At 64.9% G+C, this 19,042-nt stretch carries 19 protein-coding genes and 1 pseudogene; 15 read left to right on the forward strand and 5 right to left on the reverse strand.

The window, feature by feature from the left end:
• Positions 1–71 precede the first annotated feature (71 nt).
• From ACG2LG_RS16575 to ACG2LG_RS16585, 3 genes are all read left to right on the forward strand, one after another.
• Complete coding sequence (locus ACG2LG_RS16575) at positions 72–2,216, forward strand: hypothetical protein (protein WP_396260826.1); 2,145 nt, start codon at positions 72–74, stop codon at positions 2,214–2,216.
• Positions 2,217–2,294: 78 nt separating this feature from the next.
• Positions 2,295–3,617: a sulfatase gene (locus ACG2LG_RS16580; RefSeq protein WP_396260828.1), complete on the forward strand. Its 1,323-nt coding sequence runs from the start codon at positions 2,295–2,297 to the stop codon at positions 3,615–3,617.
• 112 nt (positions 3,618–3,729) lie between these two features.
• On the forward strand, positions 3,730–5,169 hold the full coding sequence (locus tag ACG2LG_RS16585) for a Gfo/Idh/MocA family protein (RefSeq protein WP_396260829.1): 1,440 nt from the start codon (positions 3,730–3,732) through the stop codon (positions 5,167–5,169).
• Positions 5,170–5,396: 227 nt separating this feature from the next.
• Here ACG2LG_RS16585 and ACG2LG_RS16590 read toward each other — a convergent pair whose 3' ends face one another.
• The gene (locus ACG2LG_RS16590; RefSeq protein WP_396260831.1) at positions 5,397–6,002 is read right to left on the reverse strand and encodes a DUF1080 domain-containing protein; all 606 of its coding nucleotides are present in this window, start codon (positions 6,000–6,002) and stop codon (positions 5,397–5,399) included.
• Positions 6,003–6,088: 86 nt separating this feature from the next.
• Between ACG2LG_RS16590 and ACG2LG_RS16595 the strand changes: the two genes are divergently transcribed.
• The 8 genes and pseudogenes from ACG2LG_RS16595 (at position 6,089) to ACG2LG_RS16630 (ending at position 12,122) form a co-directional block, all read left to right on the forward strand.
• A complete protein-coding gene (locus tag ACG2LG_RS16595; RefSeq protein WP_396260833.1) occupies positions 6,089–7,393 on the forward strand; it encodes an MFS transporter in 1,305 nt (434 codons plus the stop codon).
• 128 nt (positions 7,394–7,521) lie between these two features.
• Positions 7,522–7,776 (forward strand): annotated as a pseudogene (locus ACG2LG_RS16600) (BrnT family toxin); the annotation flags it as partial.
• The gene (locus tag ACG2LG_RS16605; protein WP_396260835.1) at positions 7,748–8,035 is read left to right on the forward strand and encodes a RepB family protein; all 288 of its coding nucleotides are present in this window, start codon (positions 7,748–7,750) and stop codon (positions 8,033–8,035) included. The pseudogene ACG2LG_RS16600 and the gene ACG2LG_RS16605, both read left to right, overlap by 29 nt.
• Positions 8,036–8,153: 118 nt before the next feature.
• Positions 8,154–9,230, forward strand: a complete 1,077-nt coding sequence (locus tag ACG2LG_RS16610) for a Gfo/Idh/MocA family protein (RefSeq protein WP_396260837.1) — start codon at positions 8,154–8,156, stop codon at positions 9,228–9,230.
• A 5-nt stretch (positions 9,231–9,235) separates the two neighbouring features.
• The gene (locus tag ACG2LG_RS16615) at positions 9,236–10,462 is read left to right on the forward strand and encodes a DUF1080 domain-containing protein (protein WP_396260839.1); all 1,227 of its coding nucleotides are present in this window, start codon (positions 9,236–9,238) and stop codon (positions 10,460–10,462) included.
• Positions 10,463–10,601: 139 nt separating this feature from the next.
• Positions 10,602–11,051 (forward strand): type II secretion system protein, encoded by a 450-nt coding sequence (locus tag ACG2LG_RS16620; RefSeq protein ID WP_396260841.1) that lies wholly within the window; start codon positions 10,602–10,604, stop codon positions 11,049–11,051.
• 154 nt (positions 11,052–11,205) lie between these two features.
• Positions 11,206–11,481 (forward strand): type B 50S ribosomal protein L31, encoded by a 276-nt coding sequence (locus ACG2LG_RS16625; RefSeq protein WP_396260843.1) that lies wholly within the window; start codon positions 11,206–11,208, stop codon positions 11,479–11,481.
• A gap of 143 nt (positions 11,482–11,624) precedes the next feature.
• Positions 11,625–12,122 (forward strand): hypothetical protein, encoded by a 498-nt coding sequence (locus ACG2LG_RS16630; RefSeq protein WP_396260844.1) that lies wholly within the window; start codon positions 11,625–11,627, stop codon positions 12,120–12,122.
• Between the two features lie 110 nt (positions 12,123–12,232).
• Here the strand turns inward: ACG2LG_RS16630 and ACG2LG_RS16635 are convergent, their stop codons facing one another.
• The 3 genes from ACG2LG_RS16635 to ACG2LG_RS16645 form a co-directional block, all read right to left on the reverse strand.
• On the reverse strand, positions 12,233–12,580 hold the full coding sequence (locus ACG2LG_RS16635; RefSeq protein ID WP_396260845.1) for a hypothetical protein: 348 nt from the start codon (positions 12,578–12,580) through the stop codon (positions 12,233–12,235).
• Positions 12,577–12,897, reverse strand: coding sequence for a hypothetical protein (locus ACG2LG_RS16640; RefSeq protein ID WP_396260847.1), 321 nt, complete (start codon positions 12,895–12,897; stop codon positions 12,577–12,579). The genes ACG2LG_RS16635 and ACG2LG_RS16640 overlap by 4 nt, the downstream gene beginning before the upstream one ends.
• A gap of 199 nt (positions 12,898–13,096) precedes the next feature.
• Complete coding sequence (locus ACG2LG_RS16645; RefSeq protein ID WP_396260850.1) at positions 13,097–13,918, reverse strand: hypothetical protein; 822 nt, start codon at positions 13,916–13,918, stop codon at positions 13,097–13,099.
• 176 nt (positions 13,919–14,094) lie between these two features.
• On the opposite strand from ACG2LG_RS16645, the gene ACG2LG_RS16650 reads away from it, so the two are divergent.
• From ACG2LG_RS16650 to ACG2LG_RS16660, 3 genes are all read left to right on the forward strand, one after another.
• Positions 14,095–14,607: a gamma carbonic anhydrase family protein gene (locus ACG2LG_RS16650; protein ID WP_396260851.1), complete on the forward strand. Its 513-nt coding sequence runs from the start codon at positions 14,095–14,097 to the stop codon at positions 14,605–14,607.
• A gap of 124 nt (positions 14,608–14,731) precedes the next feature.
• Positions 14,732–15,055 (forward strand): type II toxin-antitoxin system RelE/ParE family toxin, encoded by a 324-nt coding sequence (locus tag ACG2LG_RS16655; RefSeq protein WP_396260853.1) that lies wholly within the window; start codon positions 14,732–14,734, stop codon positions 15,053–15,055.
• On the forward strand, positions 15,015–15,317 hold the full coding sequence (locus ACG2LG_RS16660) for a Fis family transcriptional regulator (protein WP_396260855.1): 303 nt from the start codon (positions 15,015–15,017) through the stop codon (positions 15,315–15,317). The genes ACG2LG_RS16655 and ACG2LG_RS16660 overlap by 41 nt, the downstream gene beginning before the upstream one ends.
• A gap of 82 nt (positions 15,318–15,399) precedes the next feature.
• Here the strand turns inward: ACG2LG_RS16660 and ACG2LG_RS16665 are convergent, their stop codons facing one another.
• Entirely contained in the window at positions 15,400–15,789 is a 390-nt protein-coding gene (locus ACG2LG_RS16665) for a two-component system response regulator (protein WP_396260857.1), read from the reverse strand.
• Between the two features lie 341 nt (positions 15,790–16,130).
• On the opposite strand from ACG2LG_RS16665, the gene ACG2LG_RS16670 reads away from it, so the two are divergent.
• Positions 16,131–19,040 carry a glycosyl hydrolase 115 family protein gene (locus tag ACG2LG_RS16670; RefSeq protein ID WP_396260859.1) on the forward strand — a complete coding sequence of 970 codons (2,910 nt, stop codon included), beginning with the start codon at positions 16,131–16,133 and terminating at the stop codon, positions 19,038–19,040.
• Positions 19,041–19,042: the final 2 nt, after the last annotated feature.

The following is a 19,042-nucleotide window of genomic DNA, read 5'->3' on the forward strand; positions in this document are numbered from 1 at the left end:
TGATGACCGGGTCGGAGCCTGCCTCGCAACGAGGTTTCCGCGCCACCGCCCCACCGACCGCAACCACCGCCATGAAAACGAAATCCATCCTCACGATCGCGCTGATCGGCCTGACCCTCGGCGCGCCGAACGCCTGGGCGAAGAAGAAACAGCAGCCCGAACCGGCCCCGCTCTCGCTGGCCGGCCAGCAGCTTGAAGCCCAGTATGCCAGACAATTCGAAGCCCTGAAGCAGGAGATCCTCGCTGCCCTGCCGGCGGTCAACGACACGAAGAAGGCCGCCTTCCTCGCCGCCCGCGAGGCCGAGGTCGCCGCCGACGCCACCCTCAAGCAAGCCCAGGCCGACATGGCCGAGATCAAGAAGGCCGAAGGTGCGGTGGCCCACGCCAAGGGCAAGTGGATCGGTGGTGCCGACAAGGGCATCGCCGAGGCCAGAAAGAAGTTCGCCGCAGCCAAAACCGATGCCGAGAAGGCGGCCGCCAAGGAGGAGCTCGCCAAGTGGGAACAGAACCGCGCCGATGGGGTTGCCGCCCTCAAGGAACGCCAGGCCAAGCTCGACGCCGTGCTGGCCAGGAAACCCCAGCTTGAGAAGGCAATCGAGCAGGCGACCGAGAAGCGCGACGCCGCCAAGGCCGCCACCCTGCAGGCGGTCAAGAACCTCGGGCTGGATCCGGTGCTCACCAGCGACGAGCGCGACGCCAGTCTGGCGAAGTTCGTGGTGATGATGGAAGTCACGCCCGGCGGACTCGCCGCCTATGCCGACCAGGGCAACCAGCAGCTGATGCTCATCGACCAGTTGCTCTCGGATGACGAACTGCTGGTCCGGATGGTCAAAGCCGACGGCGCCGCGGAGGGCAACTACGGTCGCGCTATGGAGATCCTCCGCGACATCTCCAAGGCCAGTGCCAAGTCGAAGGAAGGCCCGCTGAACCGCCTGGCCCTTGCCGTGGCGCTCGAGCATGCTTCGCCGATCAAGCAGCGCAACGCCGTCGCCGACACCACCGCCCCGGAGTTCGTCGACCCGGTGAAGCGCTACCTGCACTTCGAAAAGGCCTTCCTCGACAAGGAACTCGACCCGGCCTTTGAAGACCTCAGCACCTGGGACTACCGCATGGTGGTCGATGGCGAGGAGCCCGACAAGATCCTCACCTGGGGCCGCGAGATGCTCCGCAACTATCGGCCGGACCAGGTCACCAAGCCCGACTACCGCTGGCGCTACGTCGAACTCGTCCGCAGCGACATCCGCTACGGCTCGCAGGACAACCAGTTCGACGAGCCGGAACTCCAGTTCTTCCAGAACATCCTCAAGAATGGCGGCATCTGCGGTCGCCGCGCCTTCATCGGCCGCTTCATCCTGCGCGCCTTCGGGATTCCGACGACGGCCCGTCCGCAGCCCGGCCATGCCGCGCTCGCCCACTGGACGCCCGATGGCTGGGTGATCTGCCTTGGCGGCGGCTGGGGCGCCGGCAACACCAAGGGCCGCTACGGCAAGGACCTCGATTTTCTGGCCAACACGCAGGCCCGCATGGCGGGCGACGACTTCATGCAGGTCAAGCGCGCCCAGTGGATCGGCGACGTGATGGGCGAGCCGCGCGTGTTCGGCTTCCACTCCAGAACCCAGCCCCAGTTCTGGTATGGCGTGTCGCTCTACATCCAGAAGGGCATCATCGAGGCCTCGAATGCCAAGACCCTCGCCGCCGTGGGCGAGGACATCGGCGAGGCCAACGTCACCAAGGAGAAGATCGAACTGACCAAGGTCACCATCACCGAAGAGGACCGGAAGATTCACCTTGATGACAAGGGTGCGATCATCATCCCGGCGGCAGCCACCAGCGAGCCGACCAAGAGCACCGGCGAGATCATCTTCATGGACAGCGTGCTCGGCGGAAAGCAACTGCACTACAGCCGCAACGGCGGCAACCCGGTCTTCAAGTACAGCTTCGAAGCGCCGGCGGCCGGCAGCTACGAACTCACGGCAAAACTCGTGACTCCGAGCTGGCAGCAGAACCTGATGCTCACCGCCAACGGCGCCAAGGATCCGGTCGAGATCCCCCTGCCCTTCACGGTCGGCATGTGGGGCGAGACCAAGCCGGTGACGATCGAACTGAAGAAGGGGCAAAACACCCTCAGCTTCACCCGCAGGAGCGACGGACAGGCGAAGGGATTCTCCATCAAGGAATTCAAGCTGACCCCGGTCGGCGGGCAGGCGCGCCGCTGAGCCGGCCACATCCTGATCGAATCACGCCGCCCCGTTCCTTGCGGACGGGGCGGTTTTTCGTTTCCATCCACTCTCCGCATGAAATCCATCCCGCTTTTCCTGCTCTCCACACTGCTTTTGCTGCCCCTCACTCATGGCGAGTCAAAGCGGCCAAACTTCCTGATCATCTTCATCGATGACCTGGGCTACGGCGATCCGGGTTGCTACGGCAACCCCGGGATCGAAACACCCCACATCGACCGCCTCGCCGAACAGGGCACCCGCTTCACCTCCTTCTACGCCCAAACGGTCTGCGGGCCGTCCCGCGGAGCCTTGATGACCGGCCGGTATCCGAAACGAATCGGCGGCGGCTGGCAGACAAATGCCAACGAAGTCTTCATCTCGGAAATCCTGCAGGAGGCCGGCTACCGCACCGGCTGCATCGGCAAGTGGGACATGTCCCGCCGTCGCTATCAGGAAAAGCTGGTCCCGAACTCTCAGGGGTTCGACCACTACTTCGGCGCGCTTGGCGCGAACGACGCCAACAAGGTCACCCTCTACGAGAACCGGGAAAAGCTTGAGACCACCGAGGACATGGCCGGGCTGTCCCGACTCTTCACCGACAAGGGTATCGAGTTCCTCGAGCAGCAGAACGCCGATCAACCCTTCTTCCTCTATCTCGCCCACACCATGATGCACGTGGTCATCGATGCCTCGCCGGAGTTCCGCGACAAGACCGGCAAGGGACTCTATGCCGACACACTGGTCGAACTCGACCATGAGATCGGTCGTCTACTGAGGAAACTCGACGAACTCGGACTGGCGGAGGACACCCTGGTTCTCTTCACCTCGGACAACGGCCCATGGTCGAACGACGTGAAGCGCCAGCGCGCGAAGAATGCCCGATACGTCGAGTGGACCGAAGGCCCCGAAACGGCCTGGGGGCGATCCGGTCCGCTGCGCGGTGCCAAGGCCACGACCTGGGAAGGCGGGGTGCGCGTGCCCGGCATGGTCCGCTGGCCCGGCCGGGTGGCCGCCGGCACCACCCGCGATGCCATGATTTCCACCCTCGATGTCCTTCCGACCTTCGCCGCGCTCGCGGGCGTGGCCGACGCCGTGCCGGACGACCGCCCGATCGACGGCTTCGACCAGACCGGACTGCTGCTCGGCAAGAGCGCAGAGGGTGCCCGGGACCATTTCTTTTACTACGACGAGGGTGAGCTGCAGGCGGTCCGCAAGGGGCCGTGGAAGCTCAGGCTGCCGGGATTGAAGAAGCTGAGAAAATGGCCCGACCTCGACCGGGGCACGCAGGAAGTGGAGCTCTACCATCTCGAAAACGATCTCGCGGAATCCAACAACGTCGCGGCGGAGCACCCCGACGTGGTGCGGGAACTCACCGCGTTCGCAAAGGAGGCGGAATAAAGAGACTGCAGGCACCGACCGCAGCGAACAGGCTCGAAAACCCCGATAGCGTTCCCTCGACAACTGGCCGCGGCGTGTGAGAATCCCCCCGTTTCACCCGTAAATGCCAAGCATGAGCACCCTTGCCCGCCGTACTTTTCTCGGTCAGTCCCTCGCGACGGCCGCCGCCACCTTCGCCATCACCGGCCGTGGCCTCGCCGCACCGAGTGAGACCCTCCGCGCCGCGGTGATCGGGCTCGGGGGGCGGGGCATGAAGCTGGCCGGCGAGGCCGCCGGCATTCCGGGCCTGACCATCACCTGGCTGGTCGATCCCGACGAGACCCGCGCTCGCGGCGCAAAGAAGATCGCGCCCGATGCCAGGGTCTCCCAGGACCTGCGTGAGGCGCTCGACGACAAGGATGTGGATGTGGTGATCATCGCCACCTGCAACCACTGGCACTGCCTCGCCGCGATCTGGGCCTGCCAGGCGGGCAAGGACGTCTATGTCGAAAAGCCGCTCGGCCACAACATCGCCGAACAGCGCCGTCTGGTCGAGATTTCCGAAGCCGAAGGCCGGATCGTGCAGGTCGGAACCCAGCAGCGCTCCGACGGGGTGCAGGACGAAATCCGGGCGTTCCTTCATGATGAGAAGGGCCTCGGGGAGATCCAGTACATCCGCGCCAACCGCTACGGCGTGCGGGAGCCGGTGAAGAAGATCCCGGGTGCCCTCAAGATCCCGGCGGGCGTCGACTACGACCTCTGGTGCGGACCGGCCGAAAAGCGCGAACTGCACCGCAGCGGCCTCCACTACGACTGGCACTGGGACTGGAACACCGGCAACGGCGAAATGGGCAACTGGGGCGTCCACATCATCGACGACGTGCGCAACGTCGGCCTGGCCGACAAGGTCGGCCTGCCGAAGCGGCTGCTCGCCGGAGGCGGCCGCCTCGTCTGGGAAGACGCGGTGGAAACCCCGAACGTTCACTTCGCGTATTTCGACACCGGCTCGACTCCGGTCATCTTCGACCTCACCAACCTGCCGATCAAGCCGGGCTCCAAGTCCGCGCCCGGCTACCTGAGCACCCGCAGCGGCTACACGGTGCACTGCGAAGGCGGTCGCTACAGCGGCGGACGCGGCGGCGGCGCGGCCTACGACAAGGACGGCAAGCGCATCCGGAAGTTCAGCGGCAACGGCGGCCGCGGCCACATCGCCAACTTCATCCAGGCGGTCCGCGAACGGAAGCGCTCCATTCTCAATGCCGACGTGCTGCAGGGCCACTACTCGAGCGCCTGGTGCGAACTCGCCAACGTCGCCTACCGCACCGGCTCCGGCTACTCGCGGGAGCAGGCACTCGAGATCAACGCTTCGATGCCGGCCTGGGGCGCGCTTCTGGACGAAGCCAACGAGCGCCTCTCGGCCCACGGAATCTCATTCGACAGCCCCGGCGTCGCCCTCAGTCCGGTGCTCGAGATGGACACCGCCACCGAGCAGTTCACCGGCGCGATGGCCGGCAAGGCCAATGCCTTCCTCAGCGGCCACTACCGCCAGGGCTTCGAACTGCCCAAGGCGTGAATCGGGAGGGCGGGTTTCAAACCCGCTGCCGCCGACACCATTGCGGGAATGGGTGAAGCGACTTCGAAAGTCGGCCTCCCCATTCCTCCCTCAGCGATACGGCTGAAAGCGCAGACAGCGCGCGCGGGCAGCGGCCCGCAGGCGTAGTCGCACGTCCTTGCGGGTGCCAGGGGTGCGCTGCCTCATGCGGATTCCGAAGCTCGCCGACGGCGGCGCTGTCGCCCGGCTCAATCCAACGCCTTGATCCGGATGTTCTTGTAATAGACCGTGCTGCCCGGGTCGTGCGCCTGCAGCGCGATCATCCCCCCGCCTTCGACCAGCTTGTCCTGCTCGCCCTCGGGCTTGAAGTCCTTCACGACCTCCTTGCCGTTGACGGTCACATTCACCACGCCGTCCTCGACGCGGATCACGTACTTCATCCACTCGTCGTCCTTGAACGGCTCCTTGTTGTCGACGATGGCATAGAGTCCCCCGGTCTTGCGCCAGTCCTTGTGGGTGTTGTTCACCTGCACCTCGTAGCCCTGCTTGATCGGCCATCCCTTTTCCTGGTAGGCCACGTGGAAAAAGACACCGCCGTTGGAATTCTCCTTGGTCATCACGTCGAGCCGCAGCTCGAAGTCCTCGAAGGTCGCCTTGCCGTCCTCTCCCACGTAGAAGGCATGGGCCCGGGGACCCTTGGCGACGAGCATCCCGTCCTCGATCACGAACGAGTCGGGATTCTCCGAAACCTTCCAGCCGTCGAAGGTCTTGCCGTCGAAGAGGGTGACGAATCCTTCCTCGGCGGCGAGGAGCGGGCTGGCGGCGAGGGCGAGGGCGAAGAGTGTGAATTTCATCGTGGCGGACTCTACGCACGGTTGGCCCCGGTTCTCACTCCAAAACGCCGCTTGCCGCGGCGGCCCTCCACCGCCACGACTCGGGGGTGTCCTCGCTGATCCGCCGCAGCGGTCCCTTCGCCCACCGCAACGCGCGGCTCTTCGTGCTGTTCCGGGTGCTCTACAACGCGCGGGCCTACTACCCGATCCTGGCAATCTTCTTCACCGACCTCGGGCTCACGCTCGACCAGTTCGTGATGCTCAACTTCATCTGGGCCGGCGCGATCTTCCTGCTCGAGGTGCCGTCCGGCGCCTTTGCCGACACCCTCGGGCGCAAGCGGCTGCTGGTCATCTCCGCAGTGATCATGGTGGTCGAGATGGGCATCCTGCTTTTCGCCCCGGCCAACGGCGGCTGGCTGCTGATCTTCCTCTGCGGCCTCAACCGCTTCCTCTCCGGTGCCTCCGAAGCGGCGGCGAGCGGTGCCGACGAGGCCATCGCCTACGATGCGCTGCCCGAGGAGGATCGGGAGTCCGGCTGGGACGATGTCATGGCCACCACCATGCGCTGGCAGGCCGCCGGCTTCCTGATCGCCATGTCGCTCGGTGGATTGCTCTACGATCCGAGCTGGCTGCAGAAGATCAGTCCGGCGCTGGCCATCGACGAAGCCATCGCCCACCGCCTGCCGATCGCGCTGGTCTTCCTCCAGGCCATCGCCTGTCTGGTGATCACGCTGAGGCTTGAGGAGAAGGGTCACGACGAGGAGGCCGACACCACCGACCGTTGCCGCTCGGCCTTCCGCCTCACGCTGCAGACCGCCAGATATGCCTTCACCACCAGGAAAATCGCCATGGTGCTGGTCGGCGCGCTGATGATCGATGCGGTCATCCGCAACTTCGCCACGATCAACAGCGAATACTACCGCCTCATCGACCTGCCCGAGTGGTCCTTTGGCTTCATCGGCTCGGTCATCGCCATCGGCAACTGGTTCGTCCCGGGCATCGCCAAGCGGGTGAACCACCGTTTCGAGACCATGACCGTGCTCGCCATCGCCGGCGGGGTGACGATCGCCTCACTCGCCCTGCTCGCACCGGCCTGGCCCTGGATCGGACTGTTGCCCGCGATGCTCACCCTGTGCCTGCTCGGCTTCGTCGGCTTCACCGTCAGCCGCTTCCTCCACAGCGTGGCCGACTCGTCGCAGCGCGCCACGCTGCTCAGCGTCAAAGGTCTCGCCTTCAACCTCGGCTACGGCCTGTGGTCGCTCGCCTTCTCGCTGCTTCTCGCCGGCCTGCGCGATGGCCCGGATGGGGATGCCGCCTTCCGCAGCGCCCTCTGGTGGCAGGTCGGCATCGTCGCCGCCCTCATCATCCCCTTCTTCGCCTGGGCGAAACGGCGCGGGCACCAGGATCGTTGACTTCGCGCGTGGCCAACCACGAAGAGATCAGCTCTCCCGTCAGATGGGCCTGCCCACATTTGAAAAAGACCCTTGTTTTTTCAAATTTGAGTCCTAGCTTGTGAACAGGGTTCGATTTTGATCCCGACAAGTCGAAGAGCAATCAAACGAAACACGGGATCGATTTCGAAACGGCACAGGAACTCTGGCTGGATCCGTCGCGAATCGAGTTGGAGGCCCGTTCTGATGGTGAGCCTCGCCGGGCCATCGTGGCCAAAATCGGGCGGAAAACTTGGTTTGCGGTGTTTACGCTGCGAGGCGCAAAAATCCGCCTCATCAGTGTCCGCCGGGCCCGGAGAAAGGAAGAGGCCATTTATGAAGAAGACGACCAACAAGGTGATTAGCACTGACGGCAAACGCTCGATCAGCGTGGAGGAGTTCGACCGACTGGCGGATTCCGGATCGGATGAGATCGATCAGTTCCTCGACTGGTCCAAGGGCAAACGTGGCGGTGCACGTCGCGGTGCCGGACGCAAGCCCAAGCCTGCCGCACGCCTCGAAGTCATGATCCGCCCCGAATTGCGGGACAAGCTTCGCCGCATCGCGAAGGATCAGGGAGTCACCCAGGTAAAGCTGGTCGAGTCGGCGATCGAGCGGATGTAGGAGCACCCATTCTGGGCCGTGGAAACAATCCGCTCGCCTGAGGAGATCCGGTGTCGGCCAAAAGACTTGCCCTCCGTGGAAACATGGGGTCCGCTGCGGGCGTTTCCCCAGCACGATCATGAGCAAGACCATTCGCATCCTCTGCGTCGGTGCCGGCCACATGGGCCGCTCCCACGCCCTCGCCTACCACCGCATCCCTGAATTCGAAATCGTCGGCATCTGCAGCCGCGACGATGGCTCCGGCGAAAGGGTCAACGACGAGCTTGGCGGCGGCTACACGGTGTTCCACGACTTCGAGAAGGCGCTGGCGGAAACCAAGCCCGACGCCGTTTCCATCTCGACCTACCCCGACACCCACGCGCCCTACGCCAAGGCCGCCTTCGAGGCCGGGGCCGACGTCTTTGTCGAGAAACCCCTCGCCGACACCGTGGCCGGGGCCGAGGAGATCGTCGCGATGGCCAGGGAAAAGGGCCGCAAGCTGGTGGTCGGCTACATCCTCCGCCACCACCCGTCGTGGCAGAAGTTCATCGAGATGTCGCACGACCTCGGCAAGCCGCTGGTGATGCGCATGAACCTCAACCAGCAGTCCTTCGGCGACAACTGGACCACCCACAAGAACCTGATGTCGTCGATCTCGCCCATCGTCGACTGCGCCGTGCACTACGTCGACGTGATGTGCCAGATGACCCGCTCGAAGCCGGTCCGCGTGTCCGGACTCGGGGCCCGGCTCACGGACGAGCTGCCGGAAGGAAAGATCAACTACGGCCACCTGCAGGTCACCTTCGAGGACGGCTCGGTCGGCTGGTACGAGGCCGGCTGGGGTCCGATGATGTCGGAGATGGCCTTCTTCGTGAAGGACGTGGTCGGCCCGAAGGGCTGCGTGACCATCGAGCCCCGCGAGGCGGCCGGTTCGGGCATGTCGTCGGACATCGATTCGCACACCAAGACCAACACCCTGCGGCGCCACTATTCCAAGCTCGATGAGAACAACCAGTTCGTGAAGGAGGACTCGTGGGTCGAGACCGGCGACGAGCCCGACCACGACGAACTCTGCAAGCGCGAGCAGGAGTATTTCCTCAAGTCCATCCTCGAGGACCTCGACCTTTCCGACCACATGAACGACGCGCTGAACTCGATGCGCATCGTCGATGCCGCCGACCGCAGCTACCGCACCGGACAAACCATCAACCTCTGAATCCCATGAGGACCCTGACCTCCCTCCTGCTTCTCGCCGGCCTCGCCGTCGCCGCCGAGCCCAGCTTCCGCCCGATCTTCGATGGCAAGACCCTCGAAGGCTGGAAGGGCGAAGGCTACATTGTTGAAGACGGTGCCATCGTCTGCACGCCGAAGGGCCGCAATTTGATGACCGAGCGGATCTACTCGAACTACCTCCTCGATTTCGAGTTCAAGCTCCCGCCGGGCGGCAACAACGGGGTCGGCATCCACTACACGGGCGAGGGTGACCCCGCCTACAACGGCATGGAGATCCAGGTCCTCGACGACACCGCGGAGAAATACAAGGACCTCAAGGACTACCAGTTCCACGGTTCCATCTACACGATGGTGCCGGCGAAGAAGGGCCACCTCAAGCCGGTGGGCGAATGGAACCAGCAGCGCATCACGGTGCTGGGCGACACGGTGAAGGTGGAGCTGAACGGCGTCACCATCACCGAGGGCAACCTCGCCGAGCTCGCGAAGGAACACCCGAAGCACCGCGGCGTGCGCCGACGTGCCGGTCACATCGCCCTCTGCGGCCACGGCGACCGCGTGTCCTTCCGCAACCTGCAGATCGCCGAAATGCCGCTTCCGGCGAATGAGGAGAGCGTCAGGAAGGAAGGGTTCAAGCAGCTCTTTGATGGCTTCACCCTCAATCGATGGAGAGTCGAGAAAGACGCGAAGGAGCACTGGGTTCCAGTCAACGGGGTGCTCACCTACGACGGCAAGGGCACGCACCTGTGGTCGGAGCAATCCTTCAAGGACTTCACGCTGGTCTTCGACTGGCGGTGGGCGGCCCCGGGGCCGATGATGGACCGTCCGATCATCGGTCGCGACGGCAACGACACCGGCCAGAAGGTCCGCGTGCAGGAGCTCGACAGCGGCATCTACCTGCGCGGCAAACCGGAGTCGCAGGTGAACCTGTGGAACTGGCCGGTCGGTTCCGGCGAAGTCTGGGGATACCGGACCAACAACAACCTCCCCGCCGAGATCCGGGCCGGAGTGACCCCGAAGGTCAAGGCCGACCGTCCGGTGGGCGAGTGGAACCGGATGATGATCACAATGAAAGGCGACAAGCTGTGGGTCGCGCTCAACGGCCTCGCCGTGATCGAGGAAGCCCGCCTGCCCGGGGTGGCTCCCGAGGGCCCGATCGCGCTGCAGCACCACGGCTCGAAGATCGACTTCGCCAACATCTGGATCAAGGAGCTCTGAAGCGGCAGGAACGCGCGACCACGTCGCGCGGTCCTTTCCCTCCCGCGATCACGTGATCGTCCGGAGGGATTTCCCTGCTACGGTTGGGGTTGTTCCGGTCCACCTGACGACTGGAGCACCCCCCCAATCCCCCCCAGACATGAAATCCGCATCCCCCCTGCGGACGAGGAAGCCTGCCGGCCTGACCCTGCTCGAACTGACCGTGGTCATCGCCGTGCTGCTCGCCCTCGTCACCGTCACCATGATCGGCACCCGCGCCTGGAAGCGAGGCTCCGACCGAGCCGCCTGCATCATCAGCATGCGCAACATCCAGGCCAGCGTGCGTTCCTACCAGAACCTGTATGGCTACAATCCCGGCACCATCCCGATGGCCCAGGACGGAACCCAGTCCATCGCCGACCACCTGCTGGCCAAGGGCTACATCGCCGAAAATCTCCACGAGATGATCAAGGGCCGGCGGGAATGTCCCGGCGGCGGCTCCTACCAGATCGACCGGGAAGAGGTCTTTCCGGTCCACGGCGAGCTCTACGTGACCTGTTCCCTCGCCGCCAGCCGGCGCCACGCCCTGCCGGGCGGACGCGATTGGTAGGCATCCGCCGGCCCGGCGGCAGCTCGCGCCGGAGCCGGCCCGGGTCAGCGGCAGGCCGAAAAGCGCCGTTCCCTCCAGCTTGACACCGGGCGTTGAGCATGCATTCTCCCCGCCCCCGGCGCGCTGGAAACGTGTCGGCCACCTCTCCAGACCAATGAAAACGGATCTTCATCCCGATTACCATCCGGCCATCTTCGTCGACATGACGACCGGTGCCCGGTTCATCACCCGCTCGACCAAGACCTCCCCGAAAAAGGAGACGATCGACGGCGTGGAATACAACGTGATCTCGGTCGGCGTCAGCTCCGACTCGCATCCGTTCTTCACCGGCCAGAAGCAGTTCGTCGACACCGAGGGACGCATCGACAAGTTCCAGAAGCGTTTCGGCAGCGTCCGCCGCGCCGGCAAGCCGAAGCTCAGCGGCAACTGATCGACGGAAGCATCCGCGATTTTCCAAACGCCCGTTCCCGCCACCGTGGGAACGGGCGTTTTTTGTGTGATCGATCCGGCGGGCGGTTTTATCACAGAGGCCTTGAGAGGAATTCGATCTGCAATCATCATTCTCAAATTCCGATGCCCCTCATCCGCGAACGACGCTCGGTCAGCTACGCCGTGATCCTGGGGATCTGGGCCACGACCTTTCTCTACTGTCTGCTCCACGACCAGTACCTGGTGCGCATCGCGCCGGAGCATTTCACGGTGTATCATGAGCCCCTGTGGGGCATCGCGGACCCCGCGCTTCTGGCGGCTGCGTGGGCCTTCCGCGCGTCGATCGGGCCGGGCCTGATCATGGGCATGGCGGCACTCTTCGTCGGGCGCGCCGGCCGGGGTCGGAAGGTGCCGGTCGGCACCATGCTCAGGGGCTATGCGGTCGGTCTCGGAATCACCGAGATCGCCGGCCTCGCTGCCGGGGCGTGGTCGTGGTTCACCGGGCGGACGCTTTACCCGGAGATCGTCTACCCGGAACTCACCCGGGCCCTGATCACCACCCAGTCCATCCAGTTGACCTGCTACCTGGCGGGCGTGTTGGTGGGCATCGGCTACCTGGTTTGGCTGAATCGGAGCCGGTGAGTAACGCTCAAGGACCTCGAGGACGTCGTCGAACCCTATCTGCTTGGAGGCAAGGACGTGCCGGACCCCGGGGCGGGCGAAACGCCGGAGTAGCCGGGCTCCCGGTCCGCTCAGGCCGTGCCCTGCTCGGCGGCGAGCTGCTGCTCGTGGCTCCAGAAGCCCCAGACGATGGCACCGAGGCCTCCGGTCAGAAGCAGCAGGTTGGCGTTCTTCACCAGAGCCAGCATGAAGGGATCGAACTGCTCCTGGTTGAAGGGCGTCACCACCTGGGTGAAGAGCAGGATGCCGATGCGCCCCGCGATCATCGCCAGGGCACCCCAGGTCATGAAGGCGGCATGGTGACCCGGCAGGCGCTGGGCTAGGCGCAGCGCCGCGAAGGCCACGAGGCCCAGGCCGATCACTCCGAACAGGTCGAGCAGGAATCCCTGCTGGATGATGATTTCAAAGAGCAGGTTCATGGCAGTGCGGGGAAGGACTTCGGTTTGCGGAGGGATTCAAACAGGCGGGCATGCAGGGCGAGACCCAGGCCGAAAAGGAACCAGCCGCCATTCATCGAAAGCAACTTCACCAGATGCCAGCCAAGCGCCGTGGCGGGATCGGCACTGGGAACGAACATCACCAGATTGAGCGGGACCAGCACCTGGACGGTGTAGAGCGGCAGCACCACGCCGTAGCCGAAGGCCAGCAACAGGGCACCGGCCACCATCACACGCGTCGGCCAGCCGGAACGATGGCGGGCCAGCCGCCAGGCGACCAGAAGAAGAACAAGACCCATCAGGATCAGGAACACTGGCCGCATCGCCTCACTGGGCTGAAGAGCGGCCAACAGCGCGGGGGGAACTGCAGTTGGCACGATGAGACTTAATCATCGGCACAACTCATTGAACAAGAGTTATTAACAACGGATTTATCAAATACCAAGAAAGAGGTATTTCTAAGAAATCCTGATGAATTGGAACCTGTGATCGGATTCCTCAGCAGAGTCGGACCATGTCCTTGATGAACTGGCCCCAGAGGAAGAACAGGCCCCGGACCGAGTACTCGAAGTGCCTCGACTCGGCGGTGGGCCGGATGATCCCCGCCTCGAGGTTGTGCCGGATCTGATCCTGCATCTCCGCCTCGATCGACGACTCGATGCCCTCGGGATCCGGCACGCGCAGCGACTCGCGCGAGACGCCGATCCGCTCCAGGAACTCGTGATGATCCTCGAGGATCTGGTGGAAGCAGTTCCGCTCGCAGGGCACGTGGTTCCAGCGGACGTTCGGCGAGCATTTCAGGGTCGGCGAGAAGGGGAAGTTCGTGGTCCGGAGAATGCGACCGTCGGCATCGCGCGAGGTGATCGCCATGAACGCGAAGGCCACCTCGCCCTGCTCGCAGAGGCACACGCTCGCTTCGGCCCGCTCTTCGGGATGCCAGTAGATCTGGAAAAACTGCTGCATCCCGGCCCATTCCCAGCCGCAGTCGTCGACATGCTCGAAGCCGGCCTCCTCCATGCCCATCGCCGCCTCCGGCGCGTTCGGGAAAAAGGAAGGGTCGGGCACCTGACGGTGGCGCAGGCGGTTCTCCATCGGCAGCCGCATGCGCCGGATGCGGGTGAGGAGCTCGATCCACGGCAGCAGGAACCAGGGGATCACTCCGAGGAACCCGAGCCACCACGAACCCGTGATGAAATAGAAGGCCGCGTAGCCCGCGATCAGAAAGGTCAGCGCGCCCAGTTTGCGCGGGAGTGCCACACGGGCCGAGCGCAGCCCGAGGGCCAGCGCGACCAATCCAATCACGACAAGGGATTCACGCATGGGTTTTCAGCCAATCATTCCAGCAAGCGAGCCTCAGGCAAGGTCTGGAAGACCCATCCGTCAAGCAGCTGTTTATTCTCATTTCGAGAGCAGGTTCACCTGTCGCCCGGGCGCAGCCCGATGTCCAATCCTACCTGCGCTGGCGGAGCGTCGCGCGCCGTGGCACACTCCCGCCGATGGCCATCGAGACCTACGAATCCCACCGCCCGGAAATCGACCCGAGCGCCTTTGTCGCCGCCAGCGCCGATGTGATCGGACGCGTCGCCCTGCACGAGGAATCCAGCGTCTGGTATAACACCACCCTGCGTGGCGACATCAATGAGATCGTCATCGGCCCGCGATCGAACGTCCAGGACAACGCCGTGGTCCACCTGGCCGACGACTACGGCTGCTACGTCGGCGAGCTCTGCACCGTGGGGCACTCGGCGGTCATCCACGCCTGCACGATCAAGGACGAGGTGCTGGTCGGCATGGGGGCCATCGTGCTCGATGGCGCCGTGATCGGGGAACGAAGCATCATCGGTGCCGGCGCACTGGTCACCGGCGGCACCGAGGTCCCCCCCGGGTCGCTGGTCCTCGGCAGCCCGGCCAAGGTCGTGCGCACCCTTTCGAAGGAAGAGCAGCTGGGCGTGAAACACTGGGCCGAGAAATACGTGGTTCAGTCGCGCAAGTTCATGGCGCGGCGGTGATGAAATCCGGCGTTGACATTAGTATCAAAAATGATACGTTCTCGTTGTAGCCTCACCCGCCCCACGTCCACTACGAACAGTCTTTTTCCAGACCAATGCCGGGAACGAACCGGTTCGGGACTGGTTGAAGGAGCAGCCGAGAGCCGATCAGAAGGTGATCGGAGCCGACATCCTCGCCGTTCAGTGGAAGTGGCCGGTTGGCAAGCCATTGGTCGATTCTCTCGGCGGAGGGCTCTGGGAAGTCCGCTCTTCGCTGAGGGGCCGCATCGCCCGGATTTTCTTCGTGGTGGTGAACGGGGAGATCGTCCTACTTCATGGCATCATCAAGAAATCCCAGACGGCACCGAAGAAGGACTTGGACTTGGCCCGAAGCCGCCAGTCCGCCTACATGAAAGGAGAAACGAACGATGAAAAAGAAGGCACGCGCAAACGCTCACCGCGGAAGTGATTTCAGTGACTTCCTGGCGGAGGAGGGGCTCTTGCCCGAAGTTGAGGTGCTCGCGCTGAAACGGGCGGTCGCCCTCCAGCTTCAGGAAGCTCTCGAACAGGAAAAGCTGTCCAAGACGCAACTGGCCAAGAGGATGAAGACCAGCCGTGCGGCCTTGGACCGGATTCTGGATCCAACCAACCCGTCACTGACCGTCGCCAGCCTTGGAAAGGCGGCGGCTGCCCTTGGACGCAAGGTGGACCTCAAGCTCGTTCCTGCGTGACGGGTGAATCCGGGGCGAGGCAGACAAGGGTGACCCGAGCATTCCCCCTGTTCTCGGGTCTTCCGTCTCCCGAGTAGCGGCCTCAAGTCCCCGACTCCTCGAGGTGCTTCTCGATGCAGGCGAGGATGGTCTCGAAGTTCGAGGTCTTGCTGACAAAGGCCAGGCCGCCGGTGACCGTCTCCCCGTCGATGCTGTCGGGGTTCTCCTCGACCAGCGCGGTGAGCATCATCACCGGCATCTGCGAAAGCACCGGATCCTCGCGAAACTTCGCCACCAGGTCGCCGCCGTCCATCCCCGGCATCACCACGTCGACAATGCACAGGTGCGGGCGGAACTCCCGCGCCGCCTGGATCGCCTGATCGGAGTCGTTGACGGTCCGGACCAGAAAATCACCCGCCTCGACAAGGTTCGCCTTGAGCAGTTCGGTAAAGTCCGGCTCGTCGTCGATGATCAGGATCCGGGTCGATCTCATGGCAGCCGTTTTAACGCCACCAGCCGCTCCGCCGCAAGGGAAAGCGCCCGCGGTTCCGGGGCATCCACGCTGGGATTTGGGAACCACGAATGAACACGAATGGACACCAATCCGATGGCTCGACGACGAGCAACCCGAGCCAGCCCTGCTCGGAAGGTCGTCATTGAACCCCAAAAGCATGCATTCAATGTTCCCCTTCGTGTGAATTCGCGTCCACTCGTGGTTCGAGTTCTCAAAGGCAGATGCCCCACCGGTTCGGGGGGCCTCAAGCTGCGGGTCGTCATTGGTCGGATCCGCGGAACACCCGGGACGGCCACTGCGGTAGGATCGTCATTCGCCCCATGAGATGCCCGCAGCCTGCCATCCTTCGCCGGAGCCTCGCCGTGCTGACGCTGGCCGGCTCCCTGGCCCCGCACGCCCTGGTCGCCGGGGATCCCGCCGCCGATTCCTTTCCACTGGCCGGGGCGGGCCGGGCGGTCGACATCTGGGTCGCCGAAAACGACTGGAAGGTGGCCCGGATCGCCGCGCGCGACCTGGCCGCCGACATCGGCAGGGTCGGCGGCGTGCCCGCCCGGATCACCCACCAGCCCGCCGGGCTCTCCTCCCAGGCCGTGATCCTGGGAACCCTCGGCCGGAGCGCGCTGATCGACCAACTCGTCGAAACCGGCCGACTGGACGTCGCCGACGTCGCAGGCCGGTGGGAAACCTTCGTCATCACGGCGGTCGACGACCCCCTGCCCGGAGTCGCGAGGGCGCTGGTGATCGCCGGCAGCGACCGCCGCGGCACGGCCTACGGCGCCTATGAAATCTCCCGGCGCATCGGGGTGTCGCCCTGGCACTGGTGGGCCGACGTGACGCCGGAGCAGCAGCCCGAGCTGCGCGTTTCCGGAGAGCGGACGAAGGTCGGGCCGCCTGCGGTGAAATACCGCGGCATCTTCATCAACGACGAGATGTGGGGCCTGCGCCCGTGGGCCGAGGGCACCTTCGCCCCGGACGAGGGCAAGGGGATCGGCCCGAAGACCCATGCGAAGATCTTCGAGCTGCTGCTGCGGCTCCGCGCCAACCACCTGTGGCCGGCCATGCACCTCCACACCATTCCCTTCAACACCTACGAGGAGAACAAGCAGGTCGCCGACGACTACGCGATCGTGATGGGCTCGAGCCACATCGAGCCGATGCTGCGCAACAGCTTTCCCCATGCCGAATGGGACCGCGAGGGCGGCGGCGACTGGAACTACCTGACCAACCGGGACGCCATCTACAACTACTGGGAACGCCGTATCAAGGCCAACGGACGCCATGAAAACGTCTACACGCTGGGCATGCGCGGCCAGGACGACGAGCCGATGCTGGGCGGGAAGACGCGGGAGGAGAAGATCGCCACCCTCGAGCGGATCTTCCGCGACCAGCGGGAAATCCTGACCCGCCACATCGACCCCGACCCGGCGATGATCCCACAGGTCTTCATCCCCTACACCGAGGTGCTCGGACTCTACGACGCCGGCATGAAGGTGCCCGACGACGTCACGATCTGCTGGCCGGACGACAATTTCGGCTACATCCGGCGGCTGCCCACCGCGGCGGAGCGGAAGCGGTCGGGCGGTTCCGGCATCTACTACCACATCCAGTGGCTCAACGGCGCGACCACCGCCTACACCTGGCTCAACACCATGCCGCCGCCCCTGATCGCCACCGAGATGCACAAGGCGTGGCAGCACGGCGCGGACCGCCTGTGGGTGCTCAACGTCGGCGACATCAAGCCGGGCGAGATCGGCACCGAGTTCTTCCTCGACATGGCGTGGGATCCCGGGCGGCTCGGACCCCGCGACGTCCGCCGCTGGCTCACCGCATGGGCCGCGCGCGACCTCGACGGGCGCTTCGCCGACGAGATCGCCGACATCATGATGGATTACTACCAGCTCGGCTTCACCCGCCGGCCGGAATTCATGCTGCAGAAACGGGGAGGCCAGCCTTTCGAGATGTCGTGGTTCAGCCACGACCAGCACGGCGACGAGGCGTCGCGCCGGCTCGAGCGCTACGCCGGCATCGCGGAGCGGGCCGAGGCCATCTATCAGGAAATCCCCGGATCGCGGAAGGCCGCCTTCTACCAACTCGTCCTCTATCCGGTGAAGGGCGCGTCGCTGATGAACCACAAGATCATCCACGCCGACAACAGCCTGCGCGCCGGGGCCGCCGGCCGGGCCACCGCCCTCGGCCACGCCGAACAGGCCCGGGCCGCCGCCGATGCGATCCGTGACCTCGACCACCACTACAACCACGAACTCGCGGGCGTCCGCGACAAGTGGCGCTACATGATGACCAGCACCCCCGGCCCGTGGGGCGGCCAGCGGCACCAGTTCGAGATGCCACCGCTCAGCGAGTTCGCCGGCGGCGGTCCGCCCACGCTGGAGGTCGCGCCCGAAGGCGGTCGCCCCGGCGTCGTTGCCGGCCTCAGCCAATACACCCGCGGCAAGCGCTTCATCGACCTTTTCAACCAGGGCCGCGGCTTCATCCAGTGGAAGGCCACCTCGCCCCAGCCATGGCTGAAGATCGAGCCGTGGAACGGCCGCTTCGAGGCCGGGCAGCGGCTGTGGATCTCGATCGACTGGGACGCCCTCCCCGCCAATCCGCCGAAGGCCTTCATCCGGATCACCAGCGACGCGGCGGACGACGCCGTGCTCGAAGTCCCGGTCTTCGCCCCGGCCTCCCCGAAGCGCGACGAGGTCACGGGCCACATCGAAAGCCACGGCTGCGTGAGCATGGAGGCCGAGCATTTCACCCGCCGCCACGATCGACGCGGAGGTGGCTGGCAGGTCATCGAGGGACTCGGACGCCACGGCGACTCGGTGACCGTCCTGCCGGCCACCCTTCCCGGCCACACCGAGCCGGAGGCCATCCGTTCGAACAGTCCGGCGCTGGAATTCGACATGCACCTCTTCAGCAGCGGTGAGTTCGAACTGCACCTCGACTGCCTGCCGACCCATCCGGCCTCGCCCTCCGAGGGCAGCCGGCTGGCGGTGAGCCTCGACGGCGGCGAACCCTGGATTCCGGTGGAGTCCGGCCCGAAAGGATGGGAGGAGCGGCTTTCCAATCTCCGCCGCTGGAAGACCCCCGTGAAAATCGACGCGCCCGGCAAGCACACCCTCACCGTGTGGATGGTCGATCCCGGCGTGATCCTCGACCGGCTGGTGCTCCACACGCAGAAGCCGGCGCCCTCCTACCTCGGTCCCCCGGAGTCGTTCCGGCGGTGAGG

The organism is Haloferula sp. A504 (assembly GCF_044385805.1).
Lineage (GTDB): Bacteria > Verrucomicrobiota > Verrucomicrobiia > Verrucomicrobiales > Akkermansiaceae > Haloferula.

Bases quoted from the DNA above. Each gene is read 5' to 3' on its own strand.
- ACG2LG_RS16585 (WP_396260829.1), top strand. From the start codon at position 3,730: ATGAGCACCCTTGCCCGCCGTACTTTTCTCGGTCAGTCCCTCGCGACG.
- ACG2LG_RS16660 (WP_396260855.1), top strand. From the start codon at position 15,015: ATGAAAAAGAAGGCACGCGCAAACGCTCACCGCGGAAGTGATTTCAGT.
- ACG2LG_RS16610 (WP_396260837.1), top strand. From the start codon at position 8,154: ATGAGCAAGACCATTCGCATCCTCTGCGTCGGTGCCGGCCACATGGGC.
- ACG2LG_RS16665 (WP_396260857.1), bottom strand. From the start codon at position 15,789: ATGAGATCGACCCGGATCCTGATCATCGACGACGAGCCGGACTTTACC.
- ACG2LG_RS16645 (WP_396260850.1), bottom strand. From the start codon at position 13,918: ATGCGTGAATCCCTTGTCGTGATTGGATTGGTCGCGCTGGCCCTCGGG.
- ACG2LG_RS16650 (WP_396260851.1), top strand. From the start codon at position 14,095: ATGGCCATCGAGACCTACGAATCCCACCGCCCGGAAATCGACCCGAGC.
- ACG2LG_RS16670 (WP_396260859.1), top strand. From the start codon at position 16,131: ATGAGATGCCCGCAGCCTGCCATCCTTCGCCGGAGCCTCGCCGTGCTG.
- ACG2LG_RS16575 (WP_396260826.1), top strand. From the start codon at position 72: ATGAAAACGAAATCCATCCTCACGATCGCGCTGATCGGCCTGACCCTC.
- ACG2LG_RS16625 (WP_396260843.1), top strand. From the start codon at position 11,206: ATGAAAACGGATCTTCATCCCGATTACCATCCGGCCATCTTCGTCGAC.
- ACG2LG_RS16620 (WP_396260841.1), top strand. From the start codon at position 10,602: ATGAAATCCGCATCCCCCCTGCGGACGAGGAAGCCTGCCGGCCTGACC.
- ACG2LG_RS16640 (WP_396260847.1), bottom strand. From the start codon at position 12,897: ATGGGTCTTGTTCTTCTTCTGGTCGCCTGGCGGCTGGCCCGCCATCGT.
- ACG2LG_RS16590 (WP_396260831.1), bottom strand. From the start codon at position 6,002: ATGAAATTCACACTCTTCGCCCTCGCCCTCGCCGCCAGCCCGCTCCTC.
- ACG2LG_RS16580 (WP_396260828.1), top strand. From the start codon at position 2,295: ATGAAATCCATCCCGCTTTTCCTGCTCTCCACACTGCTTTTGCTGCCC.
- ACG2LG_RS16615 (WP_396260839.1), top strand. From the start codon at position 9,236: ATGAGGACCCTGACCTCCCTCCTGCTTCTCGCCGGCCTCGCCGTCGCC.
- ACG2LG_RS16635 (WP_396260845.1), bottom strand. From the start codon at position 12,580: ATGAACCTGCTCTTTGAAATCATCATCCAGCAGGGATTCCTGCTCGAC.
- ACG2LG_RS16630 (WP_396260844.1), top strand. From the start codon at position 11,625: ATGCCCCTCATCCGCGAACGACGCTCGGTCAGCTACGCCGTGATCCTG.
- ACG2LG_RS16605 (WP_396260835.1), top strand. From the start codon at position 7,748: ATGAAGAAGACGACCAACAAGGTGATTAGCACTGACGGCAAACGCTCG.